This is a genomic window from Citrobacter sp. CK181 (genome assembly GCF_030333595.1).
In the GTDB taxonomy this organism is placed as follows: domain Bacteria; phylum Pseudomonadota; class Gammaproteobacteria; order Enterobacterales; family Enterobacteriaceae; genus Citrobacter_B; species Citrobacter_B koseri.
In genome coordinates this window covers 50,479-63,245 of the sequence record NZ_JAOWFN010000015.1, presented here as the reverse complement: position 1 = coordinate 63,245, position 12,767 = coordinate 50,479, and the positions used below count along the sequence as shown (strand labels likewise).

Here is a 12,767-nt window from a genome sequence, read left to right as displayed (position 1 = left end):
CAATCCGTTAGCCGATATCCACCTGTGGCTTATTGTTGCGTTTGCGGAGCAGGCGCAGCAGCGGCGGGATGATAATCACCGCTATCGCCATCGTCAGCAGCGCTTTCGTCACACCGCTCTCCCATAAAATCGCCATATTGCCGTTGCTGATAGAGAGCGCGCGGCGCAGGTTCTGCTCCAGCATTTCGCCCAGCACAAAGCCGAGGATCAGCGGCGACATGGGGAAGTGCATTTTGCGCAGAATGTAGCCCAGTATGCCGAGCGCTACCATCAGCACCAGATCGAACGTGGTGCTGTGTACCGCGTACACGCCGACCGCAGACACGGCGGCAATCGCCGGGACAAGGAACCACAGCGGGATGGTCAGCATACGGGTGAACATGCCAATCAGCGGGATGTTCATGACCAGCAGCATCACGTTGGCGATCAGCAGCGCGGCGATCAGCCCCCAGACGATATCCGGCTGTTCGGTGAACATCGCAGGCCCTGGCGTGATGTTATACAGCGTCAGCGCTCCCATCATTACCGCCGTGGTGCCGGAACCCGGTACGCCGAGGGTCAGCATGGGGATGAATGAACCGCAGGCCGACGCGTTGTTAGCGGCTTCCGGTGCCGCCACGCCACGGATATCGCCTTTACCGAAGCTGTCGCTGTTGCCGCTGATCTTCTTCTCGGTCATGTAGGTGATGGCGCTGGCGATGGTGGCGCCTGCGCCCGGCAGCACGCCGACGAAGAAGCCAATCACCGATGAGCGTAACGTTGCGCCCACGCACTGCGCCCCTTCTTTGGCGTTAAACAACATGCGCCCGGTTTTGCGTACCAGTTTCTGGCCGCTGCTGGTATGTTCCAGCATTAATAGAATTTCTGAGACAGAGAACAAACCGATCACCACCACGATGAACTGCACACCGTCGGAGAGATGTACGCTGTCAAAAGTAAAGCGATAAACCCCGGTGTTGGCGTCTACGCCGACGGTCGCCAGACCCAGACCGATCAGCGCTGCCAGAAATGATTTCAGTGGATTTTGCGCCATCATGCTGCCGAGGCAGGCGATGGCAAAGACCATCAGCGCAAAGTATTCCGCCGGGCCAAACGCCAGCGACCATTGCGCCAGCAACGGCGCGAACAGGATGATCCCGCCGATGGCGATAAGCGATCCAAAAAATGAACTGACCGCCGAGATGGAAAGCGCGACGCCGCCGCGCCCCTGTTGCGCCATCGGATAACCGTCGAGCGCGGTCATGATCGCCGCCGCATCGCCGGGCACGTTGAGCAGAATCGACGAAATACGCCCGCCGTATTCACAGCCGATATAAACCGTAGCCAGCAGGATCAGCGCGGACTCCGCAGGCAGATGCAGAGCGAAAGCCAGCGGCAGTAAAATCGCCACGCCGTTAATCGGGCCAAGACCCGGCAGCAGGCCGACAATGGTGCCGACGAAGCAGCCGATCAGCGCGATCACCAGGTTTTCCGGCGTCATTGCCACCGCAAAACCCTGAGAAAGATATATCCAGGTATCCATCGTTTCTCCGTTAACTCAGCCAGGCGCCGAGAGGTAAGGTGACGTCAAGCAGACGGTCGAAGGCATACCACAGCAGGATGCCGAGAACCGCGCCGGAAATACCCGCAGCCGGGATTGTTGCGCCGAACAGAATGCCGATGACCAGGGTGAGAATGGCGGTGGCAATCGGGAAGCCCAGCCACTCAAATCCCCAGGCGTACATCAGCAGGACAATCACCATCGTGAGCAGCTTTTGCAGCACATGGTGGTGAGGCCAGCTAACGGTATCGGGATGACGCAATAACAGCGCCAGCGCGCAGAGCGCCATCAGACCGATAATGCCCAGCGGAAACGGGCGAGGGCCGACCGGTTCGTAGCTGTATTCACTCTGAATCTGCCAGGCGATGAACAGCCCGGCAACGCAGAGCAACAGCCAGATACCTGCAAAAATACGATCGCTCATGATTGCCTCCAGGTTTATTTTGCGAGGCCGAAGGCTTTCGCCTGCTCGCGGTAATCGGCGACCTGCTTTTTGACGTAGTCGTCAAGCTGCTTGCCGGTCATGTCGAATGCAAACAGGCCGCGCAACTCACGCTGCTTTTTAAACTCGTCGGTCTGCTGGAGCTTTTGGAAGGTCTCTACCCACCACTGGTAGTCGGCATCGCTGACTTTTGGCCCCACGTAGAAGCCGCGAATGATCGGCCAGACCAGGTCGTATCCTTGCTCTTTGGCGGTCGGGACGTTGGCTAACTGACCCGGCAGGCGTTCTTCAGAAAATACCGCCAGCACGCGAATTTTATCGCCGCTCAGGTAAGGCACCATTTCACTGAGATCGCCGGAAACCACCTGCACATGGTTGCCCATCAGCGCAGTGACCGGTTCGCCGCCGCCTTCAAACGCCACGTAGCGCATCTTGTGCGGATCGACATTGGCCTTTTGCGCCAGCAGCGCCGACTTCATCCAGTCCTGGCTGCCAATCGATGCGCCAGCGCCAATCACCACGCTGTCAGGATTTTTCTCCATCGCGGCGAGCAGATCTTTCAGCGACTTCCACGGGGAGTCGGCGCGCACGGCGATCATGCCGTAATCAGTACCGGCGCTCGCCAGCCAGCGCACGTCATCCACGCCGTAACGACCAAATTTCCCCTGCGACAGATTAAGCAGCGAGCCGCCGGAGAAGGCGACGACCGTCCCCGGTTCGCCAGGACGCTGGGCGACGATAGCGTTATAGGCGACCGCGCCGACGCCGCCAGGCATGTAGGTGACGCGCATCGGTTTTTCGATAGCGCCGGTTTCCATCATGCTCACCTGAATCAGCTTACAGGTGAGATCAAACCCGCCGCCGGGTTTGGCCGGGGCGATACATTCAGTACGCGACGGCGCGTCCTGCGCCAGTACAGCGGTGCTCATCAGTAAAACGCTGGCAGTAAGGGCACGAAGTAATTGTTTTTTCATTGTTTATCCTCACGCGGACGTCCGAGTTTTCAGATACGGAAGAAGATTTTTGTGATTATGTGAGCCGACATGTAGCAGTTCGGTTGCGTGATTGTTAAAACAATAACCTTTCAATTCCCTTTCAATGCGGCAGAAACTTTACAGGATGTGATATGCGTCTCTTATTAGCGGAAGATAACCGTGAACTGGCTCACTGGCTGGAAAAAGCGCTGGTGCAGAACGGTTTTGCCGTGGACTGCGTATTTGATGGCCAGGCGGCCGATCATCTTCTGCACACTGAGACCTATGCGCTGGCGGTGCTCGACATCAACATGCCGGGGCTGGACGGACTGGAAGTAGTGCAGCGCCTGCGCAAGCGTGGACAAACGCTGCCGGTGCTGCTGCTGACGGCGCGCAGCGCGGTGGCGGATCGGGTGAAAGGGCTGAACGTCGGAGCGGATGACTATCTGCCAAAACCGTTTGAGATTGAAGAACTTGATGCGCGGCTGCGGGCATTACTGCGGCGCAGCGCAGGTCAGGTGCAGGAGTTACAGCAGCTTGGCGATCTGGCGTTTCACGATGAGGGTTACTTTTTGCTTCAGGCGCAGCCGCTGGCGCTGACCCCGCGTGAGCAGGCGTTGCTGACGGTATTGATGTACCGCAGAACGCGACCGGTGTCGCGCCAGCAGCTGTTTGAACAGATCTTCAGCCTGAGCGATGAGGTCAGCCCGGAGAGCATCGAACTCTATATCCATCGTCTGCGGAAAAAATTGCAGGGCAGTAACGTGCGGATCACCACCCTGCGTGGGCTGGGTTACGTGCTGGAGTGCGGCGATGAGGTGGGCTAAACCCCAGTCGCTGTACCTGCAACTGTTGTTGTTCCTCGGATTGCCGCTGGTGCTGCTGTGGGGATTGTCGGCATTTAACAGCTACGTTAGCGCGTTACAGGCGGCGACGCAGGCCTACGACAGGACGCTGCTCTCTTCTGCGAGAACGGTGGCGGAACGGCTGGTGGTGCGCCACGACAAACTGGAGGTGAATGTCCCCTGGGTGGTGCTCGACAGCTTTGAACTCAACATGAACGACCGTCTCTATTACAAAGTCGTGGACCCGGGCGGCAAGGTGATCTCCGGTTATGACGATCTGCCCGCGATGCCGCCTTCCACCTCGCGAACCCGGCTCTACCCGGCGCTGGCGTGGTTTTATCACACCCAGTATCGCGGACAGGCGATCCGCGTGGCGCGCCTGCTCCAGCCGGTAAATGAAGGGGCGATATTCGGGATGGCGGAGATCTACGTTGCCGAGACGCTACAGTCCCGGCGCTATCTGGCCGGGCAACTGCTGTTCTCCTCATGGGTGTCGCAAGGGCTGCTGGTGCTGCTGACATTGATTCTCGTTGGCTGGCTGCTGCGACGTATTCTGAAGCCGATGCGCCAGCTCTCCTCGCTGATGGTGCGTCGTGAACCGGGCCTGCTGACGCCCTTGCCGGAACTGCTGCCCTGGTCAGAGACCCGGCTGCTGATCGTCGCCTTTAACCGCTACATTGATCGCCTGCGCGCGCTGATCTCCCGTCAGGAACGCTTTAGCGCCGATGCGTCCCATCAGTTAAAAACGCCGCTGGCCGTGTTGAAAACGCAGGCGGCGGTGGCGTTAGCCAGTCAACAGCCGCAGCAGTGGCACGAAAGTTTACGGGCGATGAGCGCGACGCTGGATAGCACGATTTTGCTGACGGAGCGGCTGTTGCAACTGTCGGCGGTGAAACGTAAAGAGCAGGGGGAGCGACAGTTCTTGCCGGTTAATCTGTATGAGGTGGTGCAGATGAGCTGTTTTAGCCGTCTGGCGCAGGCGCGCAGCAAGGCTATCGATCTGGGGTATGAAGGTGAGCAAGAGGCGGTGTGGATTGAAGGGGATGACGTTTTGCTCGGCGAGCTGTGCGCGAATTTGCTGGATAATGCGCTGAAATATACGCCGTCGCAGGGAACGGTAACGGCACGGCTATTGCGGGATGGCGAGGCTGTTGTGCTGGTGGTGGAAGACAATGGGCCAGGGATTGACGCTGAGCAGATCCCGCAGGCGCTGATGCCGTTTCATCGGCTTGCTAACGTGGGGAATGAGAGCGGGGCGGGGATCGGTCTGGCGCTGGTTAACGACATTGCCCGCCTGCACCGTACCCATCCACAGCTGTCGCGCAGTGAAACGCTGGGCGGTCTGCGTGTGCGGGTACGGTTTTTAACGACGGCGCAGTAAATAAAAAGGTCATCACCGCAGGCCGGATAAAGGGTGATTCGCGGGAATAAAAAAAGCCGCATTAGCGGCTTTTTTCTCATGTCAGGCAAAATTATTCGCTGACTTTTTTCTCAAGTTCTGCTGCGCCTTCTTTGGTTTTGTTCCAGCCTTTTTCAGCACCTTCTTTCGTGGCATTCCAGCCTTTTTCGGTGCCTTCTTTGGTCTTATTCCAGGCCTTCTGCGAGCCTTCGCTCACTTTACTGCTCAGGTTGTCGCTTTTACCTTCAGCGGCATGTTCAGATTTCAGTTTCAGTTCTTCACCCTGATTCTGCGCCTTGTGCAGTTTCTCTTTGGCGGTATTTGCGCTTTCATGAGCGGCTGCAACGTCGTTATCGGTCGCGTGTGTGGTCGCAGCAAAAACAGGGGAAGCCAGCAGAAGTGCAGATAAGGCGATCATTGTTTTTTTCATAAGAACCTCGCTTAACGTTATCAGTTATATGCGTGGTTAAGCATGACACGGCAGAAAGGCGGTGGCTTTAGGAATAAACTGTAATTGAATCAATGAGGTCTGGATGTGGGAGAAACGGGGGCTCCGTAGGGGGTCGTGAATATTGTAGAAACTGCCGTGATAAGCGGTCATATGGGTTGACAATCAGATAACGTTGATCTGGCAATCGGGAAGGTTGCGTGATAGGCTTTAACCGGAAAATTTGTGATTTTTTTCACAAAAAAAGGAGTTATAAATGCTTATTGAATTTTCAGTGCAGAATTTTAAAGTTTTTAGCCAAAAACAAACTTTATCGATGGCTGCTAAAAAATCTTATAAAGAGCATCCAGAGACGACGGCAACAGCTGAGCATTTTGATGATCTGTTGATTAATAAGGTCGCAGTAATTTATGGTGCTAACGGCGCGGGCAAAAGTAGTTTTGTTGAAGCTTTAGATTTTCTGCAATCCTATATCCTTAGAGGGTTTGCTGATAGTTCACAGAATGATTCAATAAGAACGCGGTTTATCGACAGAGAAATACCTAAATTTATTTTTGATGAGGAACAGTTAACCGCGCCTACTGATTTTGAGATCAGTTTTATCGGCACGACCGGTGAACGGTATCAGTATACGTTATCTATCGGTACAGACGCGATAGAAGCTGAAGGTTTATGGGTTTACTCAAAAAAAGGGGTAAGACCAAAGACGATTATCTCCAGAGTATATAATGCTGAAACCAATGAGTTCGAATACTACTGCCCATCGTTGCAGATAGATAAAAAAACGTATGAAGTGGCGATAGAAAAAGCCAATAACAGCAAACGCTCGCCATTCGTATCCATTCTGCATGCTTATGATGTCTCACAACTGGATGAGTTTATTAACTGGTTCAGAGGCGATTTAATTGTATCCAGTAATCGCAATGATGATGTTTTCCGAATGGCATCCAGATACTCTTTTTTAGACGATCTGGCTGATGGCGATGAACAGAAAAAAAATAAAATACTTGAGTTTTTAAACAAGTTTGATCTTTCTATTTCTGATATTTCGGTAACGAAAAAGAATGTGACGTTACCTGATGAGATGCCAGAAGAAATGAAAAAAATGATATTGAGCGATGTCGGTTTTCAAATTGTTTTAGAACATACGACGTCCAGCGGTATCAAGAAAAACATCCCTTATGAAAGATTATCTTCGGGAACGAAGAAGTTATTCGATCTATCAGGCATTCTTTTACTGTGCTGTGAGGCCGGTGAAAAAAGCGTACTGGTTCTTGATGAGTTTGAATCATCGCTCCACCCTTATATCGTCAGAGCGATTTTTGAGTTAATGGTCAAACACTCTGAACGTCTTTTGCAGCTGATTCTCACAACGCATTCAAACGTTCTATTAGATACGGAAAAACTCGTCAGACGGGATCAAATATGGTTCCTGGAGAAAAATAGCGAGCTTGAAACCGTGCTTTATCCACTGAGCGATTTTGCCCCCAGGTTTGAGGACTCTATTATAAAAGGCTGGGATTTGGGTAAATTTGGTGGCGTTCCTTTTTTGGGGTGAATGATGGCCAGGAAAATGAAAGAGTTAATTTCTCCTTCTGCATTGAAAAAACGAGGCAGCGGTAAAGTTAAATCTGAGCGCAAGAAAACCCTGATCGTTTGCGAAGGTACGGAGACCGAACCAACCTATTTTAAGGATATGGTTAAAGACCTTAAAATAGCGAATACAGACGTTTATATTGAACCTGGGCGCCATTCAAACCCAAGTAGCGTTGTACGCACCGCCATTGATCTTTATGAGCAGGATCTTGAATTTGAGCTGATTTATTGCCTAATTGATACGGATGAGTTTGGGAAAGATATTGACCTGGCATCCAGTATGTTAAAAGAACATACTTTTTCACGGCGTAAAAAGTCCCTTGGTGGCGACCGGTATCCTCAGGCGAAGATCCTGCGTTCTGATCCCTGCATCGAGGTCTGGTTTTTACTCCATTATGAAGTGTTAAGACGGCCATTTGTTAAAGCAAATAAAAGCGCGGCACAGAACTGCAAGGAATACCTTAAAAATACGCATTTGAAAGATTATAGCGAAAAGTATAATGGACTCTATAGCCTAATAAAGCAAAATGGTCTTAAGGCGTGTGAGGAAAGCGCCAGGCTCAGAGCATGGCTTGAGAAGAACGATTGTATCAATCCGTTTACGCAGATTGATGAGTTATATCTGGATTTACATGAAAAAGTTTTCGCGCCAGCGAAAAGATAAATAAAGAGTAACACTGCACACGAAAAGCATTGCGTTTGTGCCCCTGTAAAGGGGCATTTTGAATTAACGCATGATCAAAAAATAACGCTATTTTAAGCAATATTATCTTCGTCCACGCCTTAACGATTATTTATGACTGTTTCCCTGCCTGTAAGCCAGAGCGACAACCAATGACTGCACCAGACAAAGCGTTGCGGACTGTGAGCGAAAAGCGTCTACCTGCGCTTCTTTGACTACAAAGCAGAGATCGCTGAAGGTCGCCAGTGGGCTTATCTGACTGTCGGTAATGACAATTTGCTTTGCGCCGACGCTGGCTGCGGTTTCGCTGACCATGACCGTCTCTTCTGCGTAAGGGGAAAAGCTGATGGAGATAACGATATCGCGACTCTTGATTCGGCTGATTTGCTCTCGCAGCATCCCCCCCATGCCATCAAGCAGTATTGGGCGGCATTCAAGGTGGCTGAGCGCGTAAGTCAGATAGGCGGCCACGCTAAAAGAGCGCCGCAGGCCAGCGATATAAATCGTATCGGCCTCCGCCAGTAATTGAACGGCGCGTTGCAGCATGTCGGGATCGGTACGCGACGCCAGCTGTTGCAGCGCCTGAGCATTCGAACGGGCAAATTCTTGCAGGATGTCTAACGGCGTTTCCGGTACGGATTCGCTCTCCATCTCTCTGAACAGCCGCGCGCGATCGCTGTAGCTGGCCGTTTCTTCCACCAGGTTCATACGAAACAGTTGTTTCATTTCGTTGAAACCGGTGAAGTCAAACGCGTTGGCGAAACGGATAAGCGTCGATGGCGGCACGTCCGCCCGCTCGGCGATGACGGCGACGGTATCGAACGCTACGCTGTTAGTGTTATCCAGCACATAGCGGGACACCTGCTGCAATCGTTTACTGAGACTATCGTAACGGTCGCGAATTTGCTGCTGTAGCTCGCTCAGACTGGATGCTGTCGTCATGTTATCCCCCATACTTAGTTTTCTGATTCTAAACGCAAAACCGTACATTTTAAATGTTAGCGATACATCCGGCTCGTCGATGCAGCCTGTTAATATAAAAATCCATTCCTGATCACAATAATCAATATTTATTTTATTTCAACTTAAAATAGAACGTTTGTTTCATATACAGTGTTCGGGTAACAGTCACGTATTAACAGCGAGAGGTTCAGGATGGAGACGGTAGCGAATTTTATTCACGGCGAATGTGTTACAGGCTCAGGCCAGCGCATTCAGGCGATCTTCAACCCCGCCACGGGCGAGCAAATTCGTCAGGTGGTGATGAGCACGGCGCAGGAAACGGAGCGAGCCATTGCCGCTGCGCAGCAGGCGTTTGCTGCCTGGTCAAGGCAGTCGCCGCTGAAACGCGCGCGAGTGCTGTTTCGTTTTAAAGCGCTGCTGGAGCAGAACATGGATTCGCTTGCCCGGCTGGTCAGTGAAGAACATGGCAAAGTGTATTCTGATGCGGTGGGCGAACTGACGCGCGGTCTGGAAGTGGTCGAGTTTGCCTGCGGCATTCCACACCTGCAAAAAGGCGAACATTCGGCGAATGTCGGCACCGGCGTTGACAGCCATTCACTGATGCAGCCTCTGGGCGTGTGCGCCGGGATCACCCCGTTCAACTTCCCGGCGATGGTGCCGATGTGGATGTTCCCCATTGCGCTGGCTACCGGCAATACCTTTGTGCTTAAGCCGTCGGAAAAAGATCCCTCGCTGTCGCTTGCGCTGGCAAAACTGCTGAAAGAGGCTGGTCTGCCGGATGGCGTTTTTAACGTCGTGCAGGGCGATAAAGAAGCGGTGGATGTTCTGCTGACCGATCCGCGCGTTCAGGCCGTCAGCTTTGTCGGCTCGACGCCGATTGCAGAATATATTTATCAGACGGCGTCGGCGCACGGCAAACGCTGTCAGGCGTTGGGCGGGGCGAAAAACCACTGCATTCTGATGCCGGACGCCGACATGAATATGGCGACCAATGCGATTATGGGCGCGGCGTACGGTGCGGCGGGCGAGCGCTGTATGGCGCTCTCCGTGGTGCTGGCGGTGGGGGATAACACGGCGGACGAACTTTGCGCGCGGCTGGAAACGCAGATCGCCGCGTTACGCGTTGGGCCGGGGCTTGATCAAACGCCGGAAAATGAGATGGGGCCGCTGATCTCCGCCGCACATCGCAGTAAAGTGCTGGGCTATATCGACAGCGGCGAGGCGCAGGGCGCGCGGCTGCGGGTGGATGGTCGCGGCTTTAGCGTGAAGCGCCACGAGCAGGGCTTTTTCGTCGGGCCGACCTTGTTTGATAACGTCACGCCTGAGATGACGATTTACAAAGAAGAGATCTTTGGCCCGGTACTCTCCGTGGTGCGGGTGAAGGATTACGCCAGCGCGGTGGATCTGATTAATCGCCACGAATATGGCAACGGGACGGCGATCTTTACCCGCGACGGCGGCTGCGCGCGTCGTTTCTGTGAAGAGGTGCAGGCCGGGATGGTCGGCGTTAACGTGCCGATTCCGGTGCCGATGGCGTTCCACAGCTTCGGCGGCTGGAAACGGTCTATTTTTGGTCCGCTTAACGTTCATGGTAATGACGGCGTGCGTTTTTATACCCGCATGAAAACCGTTACCGCCCGCTGGCCGGAGATGCAGCAGGATAGCGGTGCCGCGTTCTCCATGCCAACGCTGGGCTGACGGAGGGACTTATGACAACCGTACGTATGACCATGGCGCAGGCGCTGGTCACGTTTCTCAACCAACAGTACGTCGATGTAGACGGGCAGGAGATGCCGTTCATCGAAGGCGTGGCGACCATCTTCGGCCACGGCAACGTACTCGGCATCGGGCAGGCGCTGGAGCAGGACGCCGGGCACTTGCGGGTGCATCAGGGCTGTAATGAACAGGGAATGGCGCACATGGCGACAGGGTTCGCGAAACAGCACCGTCGCCAGCGCATTTACGCCGTCACCTCTTCGGTAGGGCCCGGCGCGGCCAATATGGTGACGGCGGCGGCCACGGCGACGGCGAACCGTATTCCTCTGCTGCTGTTGCCGGGCGATATCTACGCCAGCCGCCAGCCGGACCCGGTATTACAGCAAATCGAGCAGTACCACGATCTCAGTATCAGCACCAACGACTGCTTTCGCCCGGTTTCGCGCTACTGGGATCGTATCAACCGCCCGGAACAGTTGATGAGCGCGATGCTTAACGCCATGCGCACCCTGACCGATCCGGCTGATACCGGCGCGGTGACGATCTGTTTACCGCAGGATGTGCAGGGCGAAGCCTGGGATTACCCGCAGAGTTTCTTTGTCCGTCGCGTTCACCATATTGAAAGACGACCGCCGGACCCACACCGGCTGGCGCAGGCGCGGGCGCTGATTGCCCGTAAACAGCGCCCGCTGGTGGTTTGCGGCGGCGGGGTGCGTTATTCCGGCGCGCACGACGCGTTTCGTCAGTTTGTGGAAAACCTGCACCTGCCGTTTGCGGAAACCCAGGCCGGGAAAGGCGCGCTGGTCAGCGACCATCCGCTGAATCTGGGCGGTATTGGCGTTACCGGCGGGCTGGCGGCAAACCAGCTTGCGCCACAGGCCGATCTGGTTATCGGCGTCGGCACGCGTCTGACCGATTTCACTACCGGTTCGAAAGCGCTGTTTGCACACCCGGACGTAGAATTTCTCCTGCTGAATGTCGCCGAGTTCGACGCCCTCAAACTGGACGCCACGGCGCTGGTGGCCGATGCCCGCGCCGGTCTGACGGCGCTGACGGAAGGGCTTCAGGATTATCGCAGCGGCTGGGGAGACGAGGTGGCGCAGGCGAAATCGGCCTGGGACGAGGAGTGCCGCCGGCTGTGGTCTCGCCAGTGGCGCCCGGATGACGCGCCGGAAATTGCCGGGCACCTTGATGCGCAGCTGGCGGAATACAGTGAAGCGCTGAACACGCGGCTGACTCAGACTCGCGTTCTGGGGATTATCAACCAGTACATTGAGGATGACGCCATTGTGGTCGGCGCGGCGGGATCGCTGCCGGGCGATTTGCAGCGTCTCTGGCAGGTGAAAACGCCCGACAGCTACCACCTGGAGTACGGCTATTCCTGTATGGGGTATGAAATTGCGGCCGCGCTTGGGGCGAAACTCGCGAAGCCGCAGCAGCCGGTCTATGCGATGGTGGGCGACGGTTCGTACATGATGCTGCATTCTGAGCTGCAAACGGCGGTGCAGGAGGGGATAAAAATCATCATCCTGCTGTTTGATAACGGCGGGTTTGGCTGTATCAATAACCTGCAAATGGGGCATGGGATGGGCAGTTTTGGCACTGAGAATCGCGCCCGTCAACCACAATCCGGTCAGCTGGACGGCCCGCTGGTGGCGGTTGATTTCGCCCAAAATGCGCAAAGCTACGGCTGCCGGGCGTGGCGGGTACATGATGAGCAGAGCCTGCTGACGGCGCTGGAGGCGGCGCGCGCGCATCCGGGGCCGACGCTGCTGGATATTAAAGTGCTGCCAAAAACGATGACTCACGATTACGCCTCATGGTGGCGTACCGGCGATGCGCAGGTGGCCGATTCACCGTCGGTGCGAAAAGCCGCCGAGCAGACGTTCGATCAGGTGAAAAAGGCGCGTCAGTATTGAGTGAGTAATGCCGGATGGCGCTAACCCGTAGGCCGGATAAGGCGTTCGCGCCGCCATCCGGCAACCTGCGACAACGAAATTTTCATTTCATTTTTCCTGTTTTTTCATTCCTCGCCCTCTTTCTGAATGAAAGGGGGCCAGGCTCTGCATCTTCTCCATCGTTGTGTTGTGAGATTGATAACAAAATTTACCTCAATCATCACAAGAATGTTAACTTGCGCGCAAAAACATAATTTTCACTAT

Annotated in this window: 11 protein-coding genes; 6 read left to right on the top strand and 5 right to left on the bottom strand. The window is 54.6% G+C overall.

Annotated elements, in window-relative coordinates; genetic code table 11:
* Positions 1–7: 7 nt before the first annotated feature.
* Genes OGW17_RS17555 through OGW17_RS17545 form a run of 3 tightly spaced genes read right to left on the bottom strand, consistent with a single transcriptional unit; the run spans position 8 to position 2,956 of the window.
* Positions 8–1,522, bottom strand: coding sequence for a tripartite tricarboxylate transporter permease (locus tag OGW17_RS17555; protein WP_012134767.1), 1,515 nt, complete (start codon positions 1,520–1,522; stop codon positions 8–10).
* A 10-nt stretch (positions 1,523–1,532) separates the two neighbouring features.
* On the bottom strand, positions 1,533–1,967 hold the full coding sequence (locus OGW17_RS17550) for a tripartite tricarboxylate transporter TctB family protein (RefSeq protein ID WP_175479745.1): 435 nt from the start codon (positions 1,965–1,967) through the stop codon (positions 1,533–1,535).
* A gap of 11 nt (positions 1,968–1,978) precedes the next feature.
* Entirely contained in the window at positions 1,979–2,956 is a 978-nt protein-coding gene (locus OGW17_RS17545) for a Bug family tripartite tricarboxylate transporter substrate binding protein (RefSeq protein WP_012134765.1), read from the bottom strand.
* A 152-nt stretch (positions 2,957–3,108) separates the two neighbouring features.
* Between OGW17_RS17545 and tctD the strand changes: the two genes are divergently transcribed.
* Both tctD and OGW17_RS17535 read left to right on the top strand, forming a co-directional pair.
* Positions 3,109–3,783 (top strand): transcriptional regulator TctD, encoded by a 675-nt coding sequence (gene tctD / locus OGW17_RS17540; RefSeq protein ID WP_058667992.1) that lies wholly within the window; start codon positions 3,109–3,111, stop codon positions 3,781–3,783.
* A complete protein-coding gene (locus tag OGW17_RS17535) occupies positions 3,770–5,182 on the top strand; it encodes a sensor histidine kinase (RefSeq protein ID WP_047461775.1) in 1,413 nt (470 codons plus the stop codon). The genes tctD and OGW17_RS17535 overlap by 14 nt, the downstream gene beginning before the upstream one ends.
* Positions 5,183–5,273: 91 nt before the next feature.
* On the opposite strand, the gene OGW17_RS17530 is transcribed toward OGW17_RS17535, so the two are convergent.
* A complete protein-coding gene (locus OGW17_RS17530; RefSeq protein WP_071257955.1) occupies positions 5,274–5,630 on the bottom strand; it encodes a KPN_00521 family repetitive protein in 357 nt (118 codons plus the stop codon).
* A 274-nt stretch (positions 5,631–5,904) separates the two neighbouring features.
* Between OGW17_RS17530 and OGW17_RS17525 the strand changes: the two genes are divergently transcribed.
* Together OGW17_RS17525 and OGW17_RS17520 are read left to right on the top strand one after the other, a co-directional pair.
* Positions 5,905–7,206, top strand: coding sequence for an AAA family ATPase (locus tag OGW17_RS17525; protein ID WP_012134761.1), 1,302 nt, complete (start codon positions 5,905–5,907; stop codon positions 7,204–7,206).
* A gap of 15 nt (positions 7,207–7,221) precedes the next feature.
* Positions 7,222–7,908: an RloB family protein gene (locus tag OGW17_RS17520; RefSeq protein WP_047461777.1), complete on the top strand. Its 687-nt coding sequence runs from the start codon at positions 7,222–7,224 to the stop codon at positions 7,906–7,908.
* A gap of 126 nt (positions 7,909–8,034) precedes the next feature.
* On the opposite strand, the gene OGW17_RS17515 is transcribed toward OGW17_RS17520, so the two are convergent.
* Positions 8,035–8,868 (bottom strand): MurR/RpiR family transcriptional regulator, encoded by an 834-nt coding sequence (locus OGW17_RS17515; protein ID WP_047463948.1) that lies wholly within the window; start codon positions 8,866–8,868, stop codon positions 8,035–8,037.
* Positions 8,869–9,081: 213 nt separating this feature from the next.
* Between OGW17_RS17515 and OGW17_RS17510 the strand changes: the two genes are divergently transcribed.
* A complete protein-coding gene (locus OGW17_RS17510; protein WP_071257958.1) occupies positions 9,082–10,587 on the top strand; it encodes a CoA-acylating methylmalonate-semialdehyde dehydrogenase in 1,506 nt (501 codons plus the stop codon).
* Between the two features lie 11 nt (positions 10,588–10,598).
* Positions 10,599–12,524: a 3D-(3,5/4)-trihydroxycyclohexane-1,2-dione acylhydrolase (decyclizing) gene (iolD, locus tag OGW17_RS17505; protein WP_071257960.1), complete on the top strand. Its 1,926-nt coding sequence runs from the start codon at positions 10,599–10,601 to the stop codon at positions 12,522–12,524.
* Positions 12,525–12,767 lie beyond the last annotated feature (243 nt).